The sequence below is a fragment of the Pseudomonas sp. S2_A10 genome, assembly GCF_054668465.1.
In genome coordinates this window covers 3,957,188-3,976,969 of sequence record NZ_CP162773.1, presented here as the reverse complement: position 1 = coordinate 3,976,969, position 19,782 = coordinate 3,957,188, and the positions used below count along the sequence as shown (strand labels likewise).

The 19,782-nt window shown below is 60.9% G+C and carries 18 protein-coding genes; 12 read left to right on the top strand and 6 right to left on the bottom strand.

What is annotated here, in order from left to right; all coding sequences use genetic code 11:
* Positions 1 to 170: 170 nt before the first annotated feature.
* Positions 171 to 1,154: a TauD/TfdA family dioxygenase gene (locus tag AB4N41_RS17935; protein WP_252877791.1), complete on the bottom strand. Its 984-nt coding sequence runs from the start codon at positions 1,152 to 1,154 to the stop codon at positions 171 to 173.
* Between the two features lie 39 nt (positions 1,155 to 1,193).
* Positions 1,194 to 1,934, bottom strand: a complete 741-nt coding sequence (locus AB4N41_RS17930; protein ID WP_252877790.1) for a thioesterase II family protein — start codon at positions 1,932 to 1,934, stop codon at positions 1,194 to 1,196.
* Between the two features lie 136 nt (positions 1,935 to 2,070).
* Here AB4N41_RS17930 and AB4N41_RS17925 point away from each other — a divergent pair, with 136 nt between their 5' ends.
* Entirely contained in the window at positions 2,071 to 3,204 is a 1,134-nt protein-coding gene (locus AB4N41_RS17925) for a cupin-like domain-containing protein (RefSeq protein WP_252877789.1), read from the top strand.
* Between the two features lie 132 nt (positions 3,205 to 3,336).
* Here the strand turns inward: AB4N41_RS17925 and AB4N41_RS17920 are convergent, their stop codons facing one another.
* Entirely contained in the window at positions 3,337 to 4,509 is a 1,173-nt protein-coding gene (locus AB4N41_RS17920) for an MFS transporter (RefSeq protein ID WP_252877788.1), read from the bottom strand.
* 234 nt (positions 4,510 to 4,743) lie between these two features.
* Between AB4N41_RS17920 and AB4N41_RS17915 the strand changes: the two genes are divergently transcribed.
* From AB4N41_RS17915 to AB4N41_RS17905, 3 genes are all read left to right on the top strand, one after another.
* Complete coding sequence (locus tag AB4N41_RS17915) at positions 4,744 to 5,544, top strand: glucose 1-dehydrogenase (protein ID WP_056784282.1); 801 nt, start codon at positions 4,744 to 4,746, stop codon at positions 5,542 to 5,544.
* Positions 5,537 to 7,363: a glycoside hydrolase family 15 protein gene (locus AB4N41_RS17910; protein WP_252877787.1), complete on the top strand. Its 1,827-nt coding sequence runs from the start codon at positions 5,537 to 5,539 to the stop codon at positions 7,361 to 7,363. The genes AB4N41_RS17915 and AB4N41_RS17910 overlap by 8 nt, the downstream gene beginning before the upstream one ends.
* Before the next feature lie 186 nt (positions 7,364 to 7,549).
* Entirely contained in the window at positions 7,550 to 8,437 is an 888-nt protein-coding gene (locus tag AB4N41_RS17905) for an alpha/beta fold hydrolase (RefSeq protein ID WP_252877786.1), read from the top strand.
* Here the strand turns inward: AB4N41_RS17905 and AB4N41_RS17900 are convergent.
* Complete coding sequence (locus tag AB4N41_RS17900; RefSeq protein ID WP_151551171.1) at positions 8,406 to 9,389, bottom strand: GlxA family transcriptional regulator; 984 nt, start codon at positions 9,387 to 9,389, stop codon at positions 8,406 to 8,408. The two genes, AB4N41_RS17905 and AB4N41_RS17900, sit on opposite strands and share 32 nt — an antisense overlap.
* 89 nt (positions 9,390 to 9,478) lie before the next feature.
* Between AB4N41_RS17900 and inhA the strand changes: the two genes are divergently transcribed.
* The 4 genes from inhA (at position 9,479) to AB4N41_RS17880 (ending at position 13,636) form a co-directional block, all read left to right on the top strand.
* On the top strand, positions 9,479 to 10,165 hold the full coding sequence (gene inhA, locus AB4N41_RS17895) for an isonitrile hydratase (protein ID WP_252877785.1): 687 nt from the start codon (positions 9,479 to 9,481) through the stop codon (positions 10,163 to 10,165).
* 209 nt (positions 10,166 to 10,374) lie between these two features.
* Positions 10,375 to 11,166, top strand: coding sequence for a CPBP family intramembrane glutamic endopeptidase (locus AB4N41_RS17890; RefSeq protein ID WP_460137869.1), 792 nt, complete (start codon positions 10,375 to 10,377; stop codon positions 11,164 to 11,166).
* 102 nt (positions 11,167 to 11,268) lie between these two features.
* Positions 11,269 to 12,834 (top strand): methyl-accepting chemotaxis protein, encoded by a 1,566-nt coding sequence (locus AB4N41_RS17885; protein WP_056784262.1) that lies wholly within the window; start codon positions 11,269 to 11,271, stop codon positions 12,832 to 12,834.
* A gap of 331 nt (positions 12,835 to 13,165) precedes the next feature.
* Positions 13,166 to 13,636 carry a hypothetical protein gene (locus AB4N41_RS17880; RefSeq protein WP_052392185.1) on the top strand — a complete coding sequence of 157 codons (471 nt, stop codon included), beginning with the start codon at positions 13,166 to 13,168 and terminating at the stop codon, positions 13,634 to 13,636.
* 172 nt (positions 13,637 to 13,808) lie between these two features.
* Here the strand turns inward: AB4N41_RS17880 and AB4N41_RS17875 are convergent, their stop codons facing one another.
* Both AB4N41_RS17875 and AB4N41_RS17870 read right to left on the bottom strand, forming a co-directional pair.
* Positions 13,809 to 14,162 carry a DUF6124 family protein gene (locus AB4N41_RS17875; protein ID WP_252877783.1) on the bottom strand — a complete coding sequence of 118 codons (354 nt, stop codon included), beginning with the start codon at positions 14,160 to 14,162 and terminating at the stop codon, positions 13,809 to 13,811.
* Between the two features lie 1,332 nt (positions 14,163 to 15,494).
* A complete protein-coding gene (locus AB4N41_RS17870) occupies positions 15,495 to 16,175 on the bottom strand; it encodes an alpha/beta family hydrolase (protein WP_252877782.1) in 681 nt (226 codons plus the stop codon).
* A gap of 92 nt (positions 16,176 to 16,267) precedes the next feature.
* Between AB4N41_RS17870 and ccoN the strand changes: the two genes are divergently transcribed.
* Genes ccoN through ccoP form a run of 4 tightly spaced genes read left to right on the top strand, consistent with a single transcriptional unit; the run spans position 16,268 to position 19,462 of the window.
* Positions 16,268 to 17,692: a cytochrome-c oxidase, cbb3-type subunit I gene (gene ccoN, locus AB4N41_RS17865; protein WP_024012337.1), complete on the top strand. Its 1,425-nt coding sequence runs from the start codon at positions 16,268 to 16,270 to the stop codon at positions 17,690 to 17,692.
* A 10-nt stretch (positions 17,693 to 17,702) separates the two neighbouring features.
* Positions 17,703 to 18,311, top strand: a complete 609-nt coding sequence (ccoO, locus tag AB4N41_RS17860) for a cytochrome-c oxidase, cbb3-type subunit II (protein ID WP_003223389.1) — start codon at positions 17,703 to 17,705, stop codon at positions 18,309 to 18,311.
* Between the two features lie 3 nt (positions 18,312 to 18,314).
* Positions 18,315 to 18,512, top strand: a complete 198-nt coding sequence (locus AB4N41_RS17855) for a cbb3-type cytochrome oxidase subunit 3 (protein ID WP_016773878.1) — start codon at positions 18,315 to 18,317, stop codon at positions 18,510 to 18,512.
* Positions 18,509 to 19,462 carry a cytochrome-c oxidase, cbb3-type subunit III gene (ccoP, locus tag AB4N41_RS17850; RefSeq protein ID WP_095179454.1) on the top strand — a complete coding sequence of 318 codons (954 nt, stop codon included), beginning with the start codon at positions 18,509 to 18,511 and terminating at the stop codon, positions 19,460 to 19,462. Before AB4N41_RS17855 ends, ccoP begins: the two co-directional genes overlap by 4 nt.
* Positions 19,463 to 19,782: the final 320 nt, after the last annotated feature.

The window sequence follows — 19,782 nt, the reverse complement described above, 5'->3', positions numbered from 1 at the left end:
ATCGGCGGCGTGACCTGGAGACCCGGTCGTATCAACAAGAACGAATGGCCCGCGCGATGATTTAGCGCGCCAGCGGCAATCACGGCCCGACGGTTCAAAGGCCAGACAGACAAATGCCGAAGCCGGTACAGGCCCGGATTCGGCATTTGAGTTGAAGAGTTGCGAACAGGTCAGCGCGCGTCCTGCGAATGCCCCTCGGCCATGGCCACGATGACTTTGCGCGGCCCTTCGAACGGTGAGCGCGCGTGAGCCGAGAGCATGTTGTCGAGCATCAGCACATCGCCCTCCTGCCAGGGGAAACTGATCGCACAGTCGTCGAGCACCGCGCGAATCTGCGCCAGCACTTCGTCTTCGATCGGCGAGCCGTCGCCGTAGTAGACATTACGTGGCAGGTCTTCTTCGTCGACGATGTCGAGCAAGCTTTCGCGCACGTCCGCTGGCAGGTTGGAGATGTGAAACAGGTGCGCCTGATTGAACCAGACGTGGTCGCCGGTCACCGGATGCACCGCCACCGCCTGACAGGTCTGCCGCGTGCGCAGCTCACCGTCGTCCTTCCACTCGCAAACTATGCCGTGAGCCTTGCAGTAAGCCTCGACGACTTCACGGTCTTCGGTGTTGAACACGTCTTCCCACGCCACGTCGAGGCCGTTGCCAAAGTTGCGCACATACATCAGACCTTTACTGACGAAACGCTCGCGGATCGCCACCGGGATGCGCCGGTAGACTTCGCGGCTGTCGGCAATCGGCGTCTCGCCGCCGGACTTGGCGGCGATCATGCTGTAGAACCAGATCTTCATCGGCCAGTCGCGGGAATAAGCCTGTTCGTTGTGCAGCGGAATGCTTTGGTGCGCCGGGTATTCGGTGGAGGTGTACACCCCTTGGGTGACGTTGGTACGCGGCGTCGAGCCGAACTCGTAGTTGAGCAATGGATGGCCGAAACTCGCGGCAAACTGGCGAAACTGCTCGGCGCCGTCGAGGCGGAAGCCGCGAAACAGCACGCCACCGTCGCGCAGCAGATGCTCGTCGACCAGCTCCTTCAATTCATCGAATACCGCCAACAGATCAGTGTCGGCATCGCTCGCCTCGATCAACAGCGGCAAGCGTCCGCGCTGCGGCAGCAATGGCCGAACGGAAAATCCCAGAGCAACAGTCATGACTGGCCTCCTGAATATGCGTGATAGATGAGTCGCGTCTCAGAACGCCGGTTGCGCGGCCTGCGCATGGCGCCGGTGATGCACTTCCAGATGCGTCTTGATCGTGCGAATGACCCGCGCTTCGTGCTCATGAATGAAGAAATGCCCGCCGGTCATCATGTCCACCGAGAAGCTGCCCAGGGTCTCCTTGCTCCAGCCGATCAGTTGCTCGGTGGTGGCGCGGTCTTCCTTGCCACCGAGCACGTGCACCGGGCAATTGAGTAGGGGCCGCTCGGCAGGCGTGAAGCGCCCGCACATCATGAAATCGGCGCGCAGCACCGGCAGGGTCAGGCTCATCAATTCCTGATTGGCGAGGATTTCTTCGCTGGTGCCCTGAAAGGTGCGCAACTGTTCGATGAGTTCTTCATCACTGCGCGGTTCGGCAAAGCCGCGGTCGTAATCGCTGCGCATGGACGGCGCGGCAGTGCCGGAGGCGAACAGCGCCAGCGGCTCCGGCACACCCAACTCGCGAAAGGCATGGGCCAGTTCGCAGGCGAGCAATGCACCGAGGCTATGCCCGAACAACGCATACGGGCCTTGCAGCCCCGGCTTGTGCTCGCGCGCCAGTTGCCGCGCCAGTGCGCACATGTCGGTTTGCAGCGGTTCATCGAACCGCGCGCCACGTCCCGGCAGTTCCACCGGTTGCAATTGCAGCCACGTCGGCAGTTGACGCCGCCAGCGGCTGTAAACCATGGCGCTGGCGCCCGAATAGGGCAGGCACAGCAATGTCAGCTTGGTCACCGCGCTTTCCTTGAAAAATGTGTCTGCAAGAAAGACGGATCACTCGCCGGACAAATTAGTCGCCCGGTCGCTAAATTCCCCCGCCAGCCGCTCGTTGCCTGTTCAGGAAAAAAACAACAATCGCGAGGGAATCACCGTGGACCTGCAGAGCATTCTGGGCAAGTTGTTCGCCAACGCCGGCGCGGTCGGCATCGAGGGGGTTTTCCAGTTCATCTTCAGTGCGCAACAGGCGTACTGGTATGACATCAAGACCAGCCAGCGCACCGCAGCCGGTCGCCACCCCAGCCCGGACGTGACCATCGAAGTCGCGGAAAAGGACTTTTTGGGGATCATGGCCGGCGTGGCCAACGTCGAGGAACTGTTCGCCAGCGGGCGCCTGAAGATCGGCGGCAACATGGGCCTGGCGACAATGCTGCCGCAGATCATCGACCACGCCCGCCAGGGAGGCGGCACGGTGGCAAAGGTCGACATGAACAAGCGCTACCCGACGCCGCCACGCTTCAGCGAAAAGCTCACTGCCGCGCTGCCTCGGCAGACCAGCGTCGAACGTCGCACACGCGCCGAGTTGAGCCGGCACGAATTCGAAACCCGGTATCTGCCCAACGGCATTCCGTTGGTGATCAGCAATGCCCTGCACGACTGGCCGTTGTTCAGCCTGAGCCGCGAGGAGTCGCTGGTGCATTTCGCCGAACTGCAGGGCATCACCCGTCATGGCGATTACGTGAAGAAGACCTTTTCCACCGAGCGTGATTTCCGCTCGACCTCGATGGCCGAGTTCATCGCCTCACTGGACAGCCCGGCAGTCAAAGGCGCGGACGGCGAGCCGCCGGCGTACATGGGCAACAACATCCTGCCCGCGCAGTTGTTGCAGCAGATCCAGTACCCGCCCTACTTCGACACGTCGCTGTTCATTCCGCCACGTATCTGGATCGGCCCCAAGGGCACGCTGACGCCGTTGCACCGCGATGACACCGACAACCTCTTCGCCCAAGTTTGGGGGCAGAAAAAATTCACCCTTGCCGCGCCTCATCACCGCGAGGCACTGGGCACTTGGTCGACCGCGCCCAAGGGAGGTCTGGATGGCTGCGATTTCAACCCGGACGCGCCGGACTATGAACGCTTCCCGGCAGCGCGGGAGGTGACGTTTTTGCAGGTGACGCTGGAGGCTGGGGATCTGCTGTTCCTGCCCGAGGGCTGGTTCCATCAGGTGGAGTCGGTGTCGACTTCGCTGTCCGTCAACTTCTGGGTCAACTCAGGACGAGGCTGGTAACCCGATCCCCTGTAGGAGCTGACGAGTGCAACGAGGCTGCGATCTTTTGATCTTGATCTTGATCTTCAAATCCAAAGTCAAAGTCAAAAGATCGCAGCCTCGTTGCACTCGTCAGCTCCTACAACAGGACTGTTATTTCAAGTGACGGAAACTTTGAAACGCGGAAATCAGCACCACCGCCCCCGCCGCAATCGCCAGCCAGAAGCCGCTGCGCGCGCCAAACGCATCCACCAGCGTGCCGGAACCGGCGGCGCCGATCGCCACGCCGATGCTCAGCCCGGTCACCAGCCAGGTCAGGCCTTCGGTCAGTTTGGCCGGCGGCACGATGCGTTCGATCAACGCCATCGCGACGATCAGCGTCGGTGAGAAGAACAGCCCGGCGATAAATACCGCGATCGACAAGCCGAGGATATTGCTCGCCAAGAGCAGCGGCAGCGTGGTCACTGCCGTCGCCACGCCGCCGTAGAGAAACAGGCGCGGCAGCGGCAGTTTCGAACGCATCGCACCGAAGGCGATGCCAGCCAGGCATGAGCCGATCGCGTATACCGACAAAACAATACTCGCCGCTGCCGGCTGGCCCTGATGTTGAGCGAAGGCGACGCTGACCACATCGATGACCCCGACGATCACGCCCATCGCCAGCATCAACGCCAGCAGCCATTGCACGTCGGTCGAGCGAATGATCGAGCCCCGATGCTGCGACTCCTGCGCGTGCACGGGTGGCTCGGTGCTGCGCTGGGCGACAAACACCGTTACCCCTATGGCCAGGGCCAACAACGCCGCCAGCGGCCCGGCCTCGGGAAACACCGCGACCGACAAGCCCACCGACAGCGGCGGCCCGACGATAAAACACACTTCGTCGAGCACCGACTCCAGGGCATACGCCGTCTGCAATTGCGGCTGGCCACGGTAGATCTCGGTCCAGCGCGCCCGCACCATCGCCGACATGCTCGGCATGCACCCGGCCAGCGCGGCGAACACGAACAATGTCCAGTTCGGCGCCTGCAAACGCGTGCACAGCAGCAACATCAACAGCCCGCCGCCACCGGTCAGCGCTGCGATCGGCAGCACCCGCCCCTGCCCATAACGGTCCACCAACCGCGATACCTGCGGCGCGCAAAACGCCGTGGCCAAGGCAAACGTCGCCGCCACCGCACCCGCCAGCGCATAACCGCCGTTCAACTGCGCGAGCATGGTGATCAGGCCGATGCCGGTCATGGAAATCGGCATGCGCGCCAGCATCCCGGCCAGCACAAACGCACGGGCACCGGGGGCGGTGAACAATTCGCGGTAGGGATTTGCCATCGATTGCAGCCTCATCAGGGGCGGCCAAGTTGCCATAGCCTTGAATGCCGTGGAAGCGCGCAATTGTTAGCGGTCTGTGAAGGCCCCTTCGCTCGCACATTCGAAATGCCGTCCCCCGGTGGGAGCGAGCCTGCTCGCGAAGGGGCCGGCGCAATCACCGCATCCAGCAAATGAACTCTCAGCGTCTGCCATCAGTCAGCTACTTAAGTCTCTGGAACCAAGGCGCGAATCGTCATGCAGATTTCCCTCGCTCATCAGGTGGCGCTTGTCACCGGTGCCAGCTCCGGCATCGGCCATGCCGCCGCCAAAGCACTCGCTGCGGCCGGTGCTGCGGTCGTGATCAACTACAACAGCAGCGCTGAACCCGCGGAAGAACTGGCCGCGCAAATCAACGCCGAAGGCGGTAAGGCGCTCGCCATCGGCGCGGATGTTTCGAAAGAAGAAGATGTCGAGCGGCTGTTCAAAGAGACCGTCGAAGCCTTCGGCTCGCTGGACATTCTGGTGGCCAACTCCGGTCTGCAAAAAGACGCTGCCGCCGTGGACATGACCCTCGACGACTGGAACACGGTGATCGGCGTCAACCTCACAGGGCAGTTCCTCTGCGCACGTGCGGCGTTGCGGATTTTCCAGCGTCAGGGCGTGCGCGAGGGCGTGTCGCGCGCAGCCGGCAAGATCATTCACATGAGTTCGGTGCACCAGCGCATTCCATGGGCCGGGCATGTCAATTACGCGGCGTCCAAGGGCGGCGTCGATCAGTTGATGCAAAGCCTTGCCCAGGAAGTCAGCCACCAGCGCATCCGTATCAACAGCATCGCGCCCGGTGCGATCAGCACGGCCATCAACACAGAAGCTACTGAAGGCGCGGCCGGCGACAAACTTCTTGAGCTGATTCCGTACGGGCGCATCGGCGATGTCGAGGATGTCGCCAACGCAGTGGTTTTCCTCGCTTCCGATCTGTCCGATTACATCGTCGGCACCACCCTGTTCATCGATGGCGGGATGAGCCTCTATCCGGAGTTTCGCGGCAATGGCTGAGCCTGAAGTGGAACAACAAAGCGCCATCGGAGCCCACGGGATCATCGGCGACATGCGCAGCGCCGCACTCGTCAACGACAAGGGCAGCGTGGATTTTTTCTGCTGGCCGGAGTTCGACAGCCCGACGATCTTCTGCTCGCTGCTCGACACGCCGCAAGCAGGGATTTTCCAGCTCGCGCCAGACTTGCCGGATGCGCGCCGGGAACAGATTTATCTGCCCGACACCAACGTCTTGCAGACCCGTTGGCTAAGCGAACACGCAGTGGTGGAAATCACCGATCTGTTGCCCATCGGTGACGATGTCGACGCCCTGCCGCTGCTGATGCGCCGGGTGCGCGTGGTCAGCGGCTCGGCGACGTTCAATCTGCGTTGCGCGGTGCGCCACGACTATGGCCGCGCCGACACCCGGGCAGAGATGAACGAAAAAGACGTAACGTTCCACGCCGCTGGCCAGCCGTCGATACGCCTGGCTTCAGATCAAGCACTGCAGATCGACGCGCAAGCGGCCGTCGCGCAGTTCACCCTCAAGCACAATGAAACCGCCGCGTTCGTGCTCGGCGGCAGCGACGATCCGCGTTTTGCCGAAGGCGCCGGCGAGTTGTGCATGGAGCGCACCCTGAAATACTGGCGCGGCTGGATCGGCCAATCCAACTATCGCGGGCGCTGGCGGGAAATCGTCAATCGCTCCGCCCTCGCCCTGAAACTGCTGACCTCGCGTCGCCACGGTGCGATCCTCGCCGCCGCCACCTTCGGCCTGCCGGAAACCCCCGGCGGCGAACGCAACTGGGATTACCGCTACACGTGGATCCGCGATGCCTCGTTCACCGTTTACGCGTTCATGCGCCTGGGCTTCGTCGATGAGGCCAACCATTACATGCAATGGCTGCGCGGACGGGTCAGCGATTGCTGCGGCAAACCGATGAAACTCAACATCCTCTATGCCATCGACGGCCAGCAGGAATTGCCGGAAACCGAACTGACGCATCTGGCCGGCCACGGCGGCGCGCAACCGGTGCGCATCGGCAATGGTGCCTACGATCAGGTCCAGCTGGACATCTTCGGCGAGCTGATGGACGCGGTGTATCTGGTCAACAAGTACGGTGATGCGATCTCCCACGAAGGCTGGCGGCATGTCGGCGAAGTGGTCGATCAGGTCTGCGAAAACTGGCAGAGCGAAGATGTCGGCATCTGGGAAATGCGCGGCGAGACTCATCACTTCCTGCACTCGCGGCTGATGTGCTGGGTGGCGCTGGACCGGGCGATCCGCTTGGCTTCCAAGCGTTCGCTGCCGGCGCCGTTCGCCCGTTGGGATGACACCCGGCAAGCGATCTACACCGATATCTGGGAAAACTTCTGGGACGAAGAACGCGGGCATTTCGTTCAGTACAAGGGCGGTACCGCACTGGATGGCTCGATGCTGCTGATGCCTTTGGTGCGCTTCGTCAGCGCCAAGGATCCGCGCTGGCTGTCGACTCTGGAAGCGATCGAAAAAACCCTGGTGCGCGACGGCATGGTCTATCGCTATCGCAACGAGGACGCCAACATCGATGGCCTCAGCGGCACCGAAGGCGCGTTCGCCGCGTGTTCGTTCTGGTACGTCGAATGCCTGGCCCGCGCCGGCCAGGTGGAAAAAGCCCATCTGGAGTTCGAGCAATTGCTGCGATATGCCAACCCGCTTGGGCTGTACGCCGAAGAGTTCGACAGCCATGGCCGGCATCTGGGCAACACGCCGCAAGCGCTGACGCATCTGGCGTTGATCAGTGCAGCGAGTTTTCTCGATCGCAAATTGAGTGGCGAAAAGAGCTCCTGGCAGCCATAGCGGTGAGCGCTTTTTCGCCAGCGCTTGTCAGACCGATCTCTGATCGACAGGTATGTTTCCACAACGGGCCTGCATGCCAGACAACTGGCTCAGGCCCATATTCATGGTGAAACCTGCGCAGCGGTGACCCGCATTCCGTTCGCAGATCCAGAGTGTCTGAATACGATTCAAACGGAGTGGTTCGTCATGATCGAGAGCGTTCTTACCCCAACCCTGACCATTGCCTACGAACAGCACGGTCCGAACAACGGCGCCCCGGTAATTCTGCTCCACGGCTTCCCCTATTCCCCGCGCACCTTCGACGAAGTCGCCCCGGCGCTGGCCGCGCAAGGCTACCGCGTCATCGTGCCGTACTTGCGCGGTTACGGGCCGACCCGGTTCAACAGTGCGCAAACCCTGCGCTCCGGCCAGCAAGCTGCGATGGCGCAGGACTTGCTCGATCTGATGGATGCGCTGGGCATCGAACAGGCCACGCTTTGCGGGTATGACTGGGGCGGTCGGGCGGCGTGTATTGTCGCGGAGTTGTTTCCGGCGCGAGTGCGCGGGCTGGTCAGCGGCGACGGCTACCTCGTGCAGGACATCGCCCATGCGAACCAGCCGTTGGACCCGGAAGACGAGCATCGGCTCTGGTATCAGTACTATTTCCACACGCCGCGTGGCGTCGAGGGCCTTAAGCAGAATCGCCGGGAGTTGTGTCAGCTGCTTTGGCGGCTGTGGTCGCCGACATGGGCGCGTAAGGACGAACGCTACCCGCTGACCGCTGACGCTTTTGATAATCCTGATTTTGTCGACGTGGTGATTCATTCCTATCGGCATCGCTTCGGATACGCCCCGGGCGATCCAGCCTTGGAGTGGATGGAAGAAGCGCTGGCCACACAGCCGGTGATCAGCGTGCCGAGCATTTCGCTGTGCGGCGCCGATGATGGCGTCGGCCCGCCTTCGCTGATCGATGAAGATGCCGAGCATTTCAGCGGCTTTTATGAGCGGCGCGTGCTGGCGGGTGTCGGCCATAACATTCCCGAAGAAGCGCCGCAGGAAACCCTCAAGGCAATACTGGATCTGTTGCAACACTGACCGAAAACCGCTCCCGATAAGCCTGCGGCGTCACGCCAATCGCTCGCAGAAAACTGCGCCGCAGCGTCTCTTCACTGCCAAAGCCGCAATTGGCCGCGATGCGTTTCACCGGCAGGCCGGTATCGCTGAGCAGTCTGCGGGCGGTTTCCACGCGGATCAATTCGATCGCCCGCGCCGGGGTCTGGCCGGTGTCGGCGCGGTAGTGACGGATGAAGCTGCGTTCGCTCATGCCGGCCTGTTCGGCGAGGGTCGGGACGCCGAGGTCGCAGGTCAGGTTCTCGGCGATCCAGGCGTGCAGTTCATCGAAGCGATTCCCCTGTTGTTGCAGCGCCAGCGTCACGCTGAATTGCGACTGCCCGCCCGGGCGTTTCAGGAAGACGACCAAGTGCCGGGCGACGTCGAGGGCGATGTCGCGGCCGAGGTCTTCTTCGACCATGGCCAACGCCAGATCGATGCCTGCCGTGACCCCGGCGGAAGTCCACACCGGGCCGTCGTTGATGAAAATCGGATTGGCTTCCACGTGCAGATTCGGATGCTGCGCGGCCAGTTGCTCGCAGCGCGTCCAGTGCGTGACCACGCGGCGACCATCGAGCCAGCCGCTGGCCGCGAGTAGAAAGGCCCCGGTGCATACCGAAGCCACGCGCCGGCAATGAGTGCCGTGCTCGCGCACCCAGGCGACCAGTTGCGAGTCTTCGGCGGCGGGATAAATGCCCCAACCACCGGCGATGATCAGGGTGTCGCTGGGCGTTTGTGGCAACGGCTCGGCGAGCACCGCCAACCCCGCCGATGACATCACCGCCCCGCCACCGCTGGCAATCACGCTCGGCGCATAGGGCGTCGGCATGCCGCGCTGGCGAGCCAGATCGTTGGCCGAGGCGAACACCTGCAACGGCCCGGTGACATCGAGAATCTGCATGTTGGCAAACGCGAGGACGTGAATGGCTTTGGGCATTTGGCGTAATTCGTGGGGTGATTGGCGTATGCGCCAGAACCTACGCGCCTACAGTGCAGTCGTCCACTTCTTTCAACGGAGCAAGAACGATGACGCTGCAGATCGGTTTTCTGTTATTCCCGCAGGTCCAGCAACTCGACCTCACCGGCCCCTACGACGTCCTCGCCTCGTTGCCCGGCGTGCAGATCCACCTGATCTGGAAGGATCTGATGCCAGTGACATCCAGCACCGGGCTGCTGCTGAAACCGACTACAACTTTCGAGGATTGCCCGGATCTGGACGTAATCTGCGTACCCGGCGGTGGCGGCGTCGGGCCGTTGATGGAAGATCAGCAGACGCTGGACTTCATCAAACGCCAGGCCGCCCAGGCACGTTACGTGACCTCGGTGTGCACCGGCTCGCTGGTGCTTGGCGCGGCTGGCCTGCTACAGGGCAAGCGCGCGACTACGCACTGGGCCTATCACGAGTTGCTGCCGACGCTGGGCGCGGTTGCGGTGAAGGATCGGGTGGTACGCGACGGCAATCTGTTTACCGGTGGCGGAATCACTGCCGGGATCGATTTTGCCTTGGTGCTGGCGGCGGAACTGGTCGATGCCGACACGGCGCAACTGGTGCAGTTGCAACTGGAATATGCCCCGGCACCGCCGTTCAATGCCGGCAGCCCGGACGTGGCGCCGATCGCGGTGGTCGATGAAGCGCGGTTGCGCGCGGTGCCGTCGTTGAAGCTGCGTACCGAGATTACCGAACGCGCAGCGGCCAAACTGGGCCTGCGCTGATATCCAGCCGAATGCAAAACCTGTGGGAGCGAGCCTGCTCGCGAAGGCGGAGTGTCAGGCGCCAGTGACGTCATCTGGAAGACCGCATTCGCGAGCAGGCTCGCTCCCACATTTGATTTGTGTCTGGCATGACTGCCACACCTTCACTTGTCCCACCTCCCTCGCCCGTGTAGAAAGCCCCTTCCAGAAATCTCGCACAAGGACTTTCGATGAAGGCGCTGCCCTGGCTCTATCTCGCGTTGCTCGGCCTCGGTTACGGATTGGCCCTGAGCTACGGCCAGCTCGGTTGGCTCGCATTGATCTCCGTGGGGCTTTTGCTGTTCGCCGCATTCGCCGTGCGCCAGCAACAAGTGCCAGTCGCGCGCTGGCTCGGCCATGGCCTGTTCATCGTTCTGGCCGTGGCACTGGCGCTGCACTGGCTGCCGGGCTTCGCCAACGGCCGCGTGATCAATCCGCAACGTTTCACTGACAACGCCGTGCCGTTCGCGATGTACCTCAATCTCGACAAACCGCTGGTGGGCTTCTGGTTGCTGCTGGTTTGTCCGTGGATCGTCGCGCGGCGATCGTTGCGCCTGACGGTCTATGCCACCGCCCTCGCCCTGACGCTGTGCGCGATTCTCGCCCTCGGCGGCGCGCTTTTACTTGGCGTGATCGCCTGGGCACCGAAATGGCCGGATCAGGCCTGGCTGTGGGTGCTGAACAATCTGCTGCTGGTGACGCTGGTCGAGGAAGCGCTGTTTCGCGGCTATATACAGGGCGGGCTGAGCCGTCGCCTCAAGCACCTGCCCTACGGCGACAACCTCGCGCTGCTGTTGGCCTCGCTGTTGTTTGGTCTGGTGCATGTCGGCGCTGGCTGGACCTGGGTGTTGCTGGCGGGACTGGCCGGGGTCGGCTATGGTCTGGCCTACCGTTTCGGCGGACTGGGCGCGGCGATCGCCACCCATTTCGGCCTGAACCTGTTGCACTTCGGCCTGTTCACCTATCCGATGCTGGCCAGTTGACGCAAGCGCGGTTTTGCGACGGCGTACTTAAATCTGAAAAAAAACTTCAATAAAAACCTGTCGGCGCCGACAACCATTCAAAGCCTTGCGGATTGAAAAACCATGCGTAACAACCAGCCCATTACACAACGCGAGCGGACCTTTCCAGCTCAGCAACGGTTGATTTCCACCACCGATGCCAAGGGCGTGATCACCTACTGCAACGACGACTTTGTCGAGATCAGCGGGTTTTCGCGGGAGGAACTGATCCGGGCGCCGCACAATCTGGTCCGTCACCCTGACGTGCCGTCGGCGGTGTTCTCGCACATGTGGGGCACACTGAAACAAGGCTTGCCATGGATGGGCATCGTTAAGAATCGCTGCAAATCCGGTGACCACTATTGGGTTAACGCCTACGTCACACCGGTGTTCGATGGCAGCCAGGTGATCGGTTACGAGTCGGTGCGCGTCAAGCCCACCGCCGAACAGATCCGCCGCGCCGAAGCGCTCTACCAACGCATCAACCAGGGCAAGTCGGCGATTCCATCGACGGACAAATGGCTGCCGCTCCTGCAGGACTGGCTGCCGTTCATTCTGGTCAGCCAGCTGAGCTTCATGATCGGCGCGACGCTGAACTCGCAGTGGGGCTTCGCCCTCGCCGCCGGTCTTTCGGTGCCGTTGGGCCTGATGGGCCTGCAATGGCAGCAACGCGGGCTCAAGCGCCTGCTGCGCCTGGCCGAACAGACCACCTCCGACCCGCTGATCGCGCAGATGTACACCGACAGCCGTGGCGCGCAGGCACGTCTGGAAATGTCGATCCTCAGCCAGGAAGCGCGCCTGAAAACCTGCCTGACCCGCCTGCAGGACACCGCCGAGCACTTGACCGAACAGGCCAAGCAGTCCGACGCCCTGGCACACAACAGCTCAACCGGCCTGGAACGCCAGCGCGTGGAAACCGAACAGGTCGCCACCGCCGTCAACCAGATGGCCGCCACCACCCAGGAAGTCGCCAGCCACGTACAGCGCACCGCTGACGCCACCCAGGAAGCCAACCGCCTGACCGGGCGTGGCCGCGACATTGCCGGGGAAACCCGCGAAGCGATTCAGCGCCTGTCGGTGGTCGTCGGCGAAACCGGCCTGACCGTGACGCAACTGGCCAAGGACAGCGACGAAATCGGCGGCGTGGTCGACGTGATCAAAGGCATCGCCGACCAGACCAACCTGCTCGCCCTCAACGCTGCGATTGAAGCGGCGCGTGCCGGTGAAATGGGCCGTGGTTTTGCGGTCGTGGCTGACGAAGTCCGCCAACTGGCGCAACGCACCAGCGAATCCACCGGGCAGATTCACGCCCTGATCGCCAAGTTGCAGCAGACTGCCTCCAGCGCCGTGCAAACCATGGAAGCCGGGCATCGCCAGGCCGAAGAAGGCGTGGCCCGGGTTCTGGAAGCGGATCAGGCACTGGTCGGCATCAGCGAAGCAGTGGCCAATATCACCGACATGACCACCCAGATCGCCGCCGCGACCGAAGAGCAAAGTGCCGTGGCTGAGGAGATCAGCCGTAACATCAGCAATATCTCGGAACTGGCCGATCAGACCTCGGAACAAGCGCACAACTCGGCGTTGCTCAGTGAAGAACTGACGAAGACGGCCAACACGCAGTATTCGTTGGTGGCGCGGTTTAACCGCTGATTGGAAGGCTGGAATGAAAAAACCCGGATGGCGTGAGCTTTCCGGGTTTTTTGTTGTGTCAATGAACTACTCAATAGGATTTGAGTAGGTTGAGACTGTGCTTGAGTAGTTCAGTCATGCATTGCGCCGCCTGCCAAACCGAAACATCTAATATTGAACTTCATCAGAAAGTTTTGCGCTGCACATTCGGAAATCCTGGCGAAAATCCACAGAACACAGCGTATGTCTACTGTCAGGTCTTACAGTAGACATTCAAGCTTCAGGGGCATATCTATAAATCGTTGAACAGATGGTTTTCATTGTTATCACGATATGACCAAGGAGCTAAAAAATGAGTAAACATAGCATCCTCATCCCAAAACCAGGTGCCATTGCAAAACAGTCTAATGTCTTCACTTGGCAATTCGGCACCAACCCTGAAACCACGGCCACTATAATTTCTTTTGAGCTACGTCATTTTATTCCGACGGGCGAAAAGAGCTGGTCAATCTCAGGATCTACAGGAACGCTGGAGGAGAAGAACATCTTTCTCTACTCTTTCTCGATCCCCTATACCAGTGACGCCCCGTTCCATAAAACTTATACGTTAGAAGACGGGCTGACATTCCAGCACGGCCACTCGTCACCTGGACCCTCTGGGTTTTATGGATTTACTTATGTTGATGCTGATGAAGCCACGGTCACTATCGACATCCATCCCACCAAGGGGATTGCTAAAGGTACATTTGAAGCAAAGTTCAAAAGCCATGGATACCGAACGCAGCCTATAGGTACTTTCAACTTGCTTAGGGATGATTTGTGATTTTTCGCGACAACGTTTCGATCAGATTGCATCCCCGCCCTTTCAGCCGTATGGCGCTTCGCGAACAGGCTCACTCCCACACTGGATCTGCGCTGATCACAGATTAGGTGCCAGACACCAATCCCCTGTGGGAGCGAGCCTGCTCGCGAAGAGGCCATAACAGCCAATGAAATTATTGAGGCAACTTCAGCTTGTCCAGCAGTCGATTGACCAACAGTTCGTTGAGCATGATCACCTGTTGCAGCGCCAGCAGTGGTTTGCGTTCCGGGCCGCCTATCGAGTTGGCGATGTTACCGGCCATGGCATGCGCGTATGAAAGCGACTCGCAGGCTTCGATCAACAGGGTTTCGTCATCCAGCGTGGGGTCCACGACATAGATCGGGCGATATTTTGGAGAGCTTGGTGGAGCGGCCAGATCTTCGGGTTTGAGGTAGTAATCGAGGGCGCGGTCGGTGGCTTCCTGGATTTTTTGCGGATCGAGAGCGCGGTCTTGGGGGGGTGGCGGGTTTGGGGTGACTTTGAACATGGGCGTACTCCGGTTTCGAATATTGGGAGCCAACACCCTCGCTACCAAACGAAAGGTGGTGGTCATACGCAGGTTGGTAGACCGGTCGAAACAGGAAACCCGGCGCTCACAAAGGAGCCCCACGCATGCCCACCATAAAAGTCGAGCCCCGAAACGGGACTGCATACGGTGACGCTATACAACGGTTTCGACGCGGGCTACCAAACCCCATCACTGTTTCTCAGTGACAGACAAACGATATAGCCCGCCGCCTAGACGCGTAAGCCGGCGGATTCTGGCGTAGGCGTAGGCAATGGCGCAAGGAGTTGTAGCCGGGATGGCGTAACGGGTCGTGTAGTTTAAACATTGGTATTTGATGATGTTTAAGTTCAGAGATTGCCTCTGACAGGCAGGTGGTTTGATGTCGTCTGGAAGGGAGCTTTCGCGAGCAGGCTCGCTCCCACATTTGGATCGGGTACATCAGTGGGGGATTGGTCGGCTTGGAGGCCGCCATCGCTGGCAAGCCAGCTCCCACAGGGATTTGGTCCAAACGGTAGAGATTGGTCGACTGGGAGACCGCCATCGCGAGCAGGCTCACTTCTACAAGGAGCGCGGTGTACATCAGGAAGAATCAGGTCGGCTGTCAGGCCGCCTTCGCGAGCAGGCTCGCTCCCATATTTGGATCGGGTACGTCAGTGAGGATTGGTCGGCTTGGAGGCCGCCATCGCTGGCAAGCCAGCTCCCACAGAGATTTGGTCCAAACGGTAGAGATTGGTCGACTGGGAGACCGCCATCGCGAGCTGGCTCACTTCTACAAGGAGCGCGGTGTACATCAGGAAGAATCAGGTCGGCTGTCAGGCCGCCTTCGCGAGCAAGCTCGCTCCCACAGAAAAGCAAGGCAGCGCAGCTGCCCGCGGCGAAGCCGCACCACTCAACGATGAGCGCAAGCTCGAGTGCTCTTGATCTTGATCCACCGGCGACGTCGGAAGGCTGAGTGGAGGGATTGATCCGGGGGTGGGAGCGCAGCGACCGTCTGGCGCAGCCAGACACAGCGGAAGGAGGTGCAGCGAAGCAAACCGGAGCCGCTGCGCCCGGATCGATCCCGGAGCGAAGGGACCCGAGCCTGCGAGGGCCGAACGCAGGAGCTAGCGTTTTTTGCTTACTTTTTTTGGCGCTTGTAAAAAAGTAAGTCGCCGTCAGGCGAAACCGCCAGCCGCAGCTCCCGAAGCAACGGATATGCCCCCAAGAGCAAGATCAAAAGCTAGCCCCCTCACCCCAACCCTCTCCCCCAAGGGGGCGAGGGGGAAAGGGAGCAGGTCTTCATGCAACGCAAAATCCCGGCCCGGCTCAAAATCAGTCACCGAGAAATTCAGCCACCTTCTGCGCAGCACCCGCCAAATGATCGGAATGCGCAAAGCCAGAAGCCTTGAGCGGCTTCAAATCATGATCCCCCGCCACCAACCAAAACACCGCAATCCCCGGCGCTAACGAATACCCCTCAACCGCCTCGCGATTCCCCAGTGCATCCCGCTCCCCCTGCACAATCAACGTCCGAGTCTTCAAACCAGCCAAATGCTCAACCCGAGGCTTCTCCGGCTTCCCCACCGCATAGAACGGATACCCCAGACACACCAACGCATCCACCCCCAACTCATCCGCCACCAGACTCGCCATCCGCCCACCCATGGACTTGCCGCCAATCGCCAACGGCCCAGCGACATGACGCCGCACAAGCGCAAACACCTCCCGCCAACATTCCTGCAACTTGCCAGCAGGATTCGGCGGCCGCTTCACCCCATCCACCCGCCGCTGCGCCATATAGGGAAACTCAAACCGCAACACGTTGACCCCAAGCCCGGCAAGGCGCCCAGCCATGTCGTTCATCCACTCGCTATCCATCGGCGCCCCCGCCCCGTGGGCCAGAATCAGCGTTGCTGAAGCCTCACCAACAGCGGCATCCCACAACCATCCATGATCGAGCACACACTGCGCCCATTGATCCCCGTCAATACTGGCCTTGTGCTGTTTGTCCATGCTTGCCTCGCTTTTAGTCTGCCTATAACTCCAGGCGAAGGATTCGCGTCGTTTGCGCGCGCTCACTTCGGCTGAACCGTGGATGGGGAACCATGAACACTTCTATCAGTACCGCCTACAACTACAAGGTGGTCCGCCAATTCGCCATTATGACGGTGGTGTGGGGCATCGTCGGCATGGGCCTCGGGGTTTTTCTCGCGGCGCAATTGGTCTGGCCGGAACTCAACTTCAATTTGCCCTGGACCAGTTTCGGCCGTCTGCGCCCGCTGCACACCAACGCGGTGATCTTCGCCTTCGGTGGCTGCGCGCTGTTCGCCAGCTCTTTCTATTCGGTGCAACGCACCTGCCAGACGCAATTGTTTGCGCCGCAAATCGCCGCGTTCTGCTTCTGGGGCTGGCAACTGGTGATCCTGCTGGCGGCGATCAGCCTGCCGCTGGGTTACACCAGCTCCAAGGAATACGCCGAACTGGAATGGCCGATCGACATCCTGATCACCATCGTCTGGGTCGCCTACGCGATCGTGTTCTTCGGCACGATCATGCAGCGCAAAACCAAACACATTTATGTGGGCAACTGGTTCTTCGGCGCGTTCATCATCACCGTGGCGATCCTCCACATCGTCAACAACCTTGAGTTGCCGGTGAGTTTCACCAAGTCCTACTCGGTGTACGCCGGTGCAACCGACGCGATGGTGCAGTGGTGGTACGGCCACAACGCTGTGGGATTTTTCCTCACCGCCGGTTTCCTCGGGATGATGTATTACTTCGTGCCGAAACAGGCCGAACGTCCGGTGTATTCGTATCGCCTGTCGATCGTACACTTCTGGGCCTTGATCACCCTGTACATCTGGGCCGGCCCGCACCACTTGCACTACACCGCGCTGCCGGACTGGGCACAGTCACTGGGCATGGTGATGTCGCTGATCCTGCTGGCACCGAGCTGGGGCGGCATGATCAACGGCATGATGACCCTCTCCGGCGCCTGGCATAAGTTGCGCAGCGACCCGATCCTGCGCTTCCTCGTGGTGTCGCTGGCGTTCTACGGCATGTCGACCTTCGAAGGTCCGATGATGGCCATCAAGACTGTCAACGCCCTCTCCCACTACACCGACTGGACCATCGGCCACGTACACGCCGGCGCCCTCGGCTGGGTAGCGATGATCTCGATCGGCGCGCTGTACCACATGATCCCGAAAATCTTCGGCAAAGCGCAGATGCACAGCGTCGGACTGATCAACGCGCATTTCTGGCTGGCGACCATCGGCACCGTGCTCTACATCGCCTCGATGTGGGTCAACGGCATCGCCCAGGGCCTGATGTGGCGCGCAGTCAACGAGGACGGCACGCTGACGTATTCCTTCGTCGAAACCCTGGTGGCCAGCCATCCGGGCTTTGTCGTGCGGCTGATCGGCGGGGCGATTTTCTTAAGCGGCATGTTGCTGATGGCTTACAACACCTGGCGCACCGTGCGGGCCTCGCAGCCTGCCGACGTCGTCGCTGCCGCGCAGATGGCCTGAGGAGTCCGCCATGAAACACGAAACGATTGAAAAGAACGTCGGCCTGCTGATGCTGCTGATGGTGTTCGCCGTGAGCATTGGCGGCCTGACCCAGATCGTCCCGCTGTTCTTCCAGGACGTCACCAACAAACCGGTGGAGGGCATGAAGCCCTATACCGCGCTGCAACTGGAAGGTCGCGACATCTACATCCGCGAAGGCTGCGTCGGTTGCCACTCGCAGATGATCCGTCCGTTCCGCGCCGAAACCGAACGCTACGGGCACTACTCGGTGGCCGGTGAAAGCGTCTGGGATCACCCGTTCCTGTGGGGTTCGAAACGTACCGGGCCGGACCTCGCCCGGGTCGGCGCGCGTTACTCGGATGACTGGCACCGCGCGCACTTGTACAACCCGCGTAACGTCGTGCCGGAGTCGAAGATGCCAGCCTACCCGTGGCTGGTCACCCAAGCGGTCGACAGCAGCCACACCGAAACCAAGCTGAAAACCATGCGTACCCTCGGCGTGCCGTATACCGATGACGACATCAGCGGCGCGGTCGCCAGCCTCAAGGGCAAGACTGAAATGGACGCCCTCGTTTCCTACCTGCAAGTGCTCGGCACTGCAATCAAGAGCAAGAGGTGAGTCATGGTCATTGAAATGAGTGCAGGCCTGATTCGCGGTCTCGGCACGGTCGTGGTGTTCGTCGCGTTCGTCGGCCTGACCTTGTGGGTGTTCAACCGCAAGCGCACCCCGGAATTCGCCGAAGCACGCCTGCTGCCGTTCGCCGACGAGCCACTACCCGAAACAATTTCAGCCCCTGAAACAAGGAGTACCCGGCCATGACCACCTTCTGGAGTACGTGGATCTGCGTACTGACCATTGGCAGCCTGATCGGCCTGACCTGGCTGCTGATCGGCACCCGCCGGGGCGAGACCAAGGGCAGTGTCGACCAGACCATGGGCCACAGCTTCGACGGCATCGAGGAGTACGACAACCCGCTGCCGCAGTGGTGGTTCATGCTGTTCGCCGGCACGTTGGTGTTCTCGGTGGGTTATCTGATTCTCTATCCGGGCCTGGGCAACTGGAAAGGCATCCTGCCCGGCTATGAGGATGGCTGGACCGGCGTGCACGAATGGGAAAAGGAAATGAACAAGGCGGACGCCCGGTTCGGGCCGATCTTCGCCAAATTCGCCGCGATGCCGCTGGAAGAAGTGGCCAAGGATCCGCAGGCGCTGAAAATGGGCGGTCGTCTGTTCGCCTCCAATTGCTCGGTGTGCCACGGCTCGGATGCCAAGGGTGCGTTCGGCTTCCCTAACCTCGCCGACAGCGACTGGCGCTGGGGCGGCGATGCCGAGACGATCAAGACCACCATCATGGGCGGCCGCATGGCGGCCATGCCGGCCTGGGGCGAAGTGCTCGGTGAGTCCGGGGTAAAAAACGTTGCCGCCTACGTGCGCCACGAACTGGCCGGCCTGCCGCTACCCGCCGACAGCAAAGCAGACCTGCAAGCCGGACAGCAGGCGTTCAGCACCACGTGCGTGGCTTGCCACGGCGCAACTGGCCAAGGCACCCCTGCCATGGGCGCACCGAATCTTACCCACCCGGCCGGCTTCATTTATGGCACCAGCCTGACCCAACTGGAACAGACCATCCGCCATGGTCGTCAGGGGCATATGCCAGCGCAGAACGAATTGCTGGGCAACGATAAAGTGCAATTGCTCGCCGCTTATGTGTACAGCCTGAGCCACGGATTGAACACAGAAAAACTGATAACTGAAGACAACAAGAAATAGCAATTGCGTACACCACTGCCGCAGCTTTCTCGCTGCGGCAGTTTCCCGTCCCTTTGCGACGCATTGTCGCACCCCTTGGATCCTCTCCTTTCGGAACCCCGGATTCGGGTCTACGCTTCATCGAAGCGGACCGGCTGAAGTCGGTTTCCAGATCAATCCCGAACGATGCGCGCCGTGAACCGGTTGATGGATTCGCCGCAAACGCAGGTAGATAACGGCTGTTGCGCCGATTGCCCGCAATTTCCCGATCACGACCTGTGAACGGGCACCGTTGACGGCGATCAGGATTGCGAGCTTTTTACGCGCACTGCGACATTTTG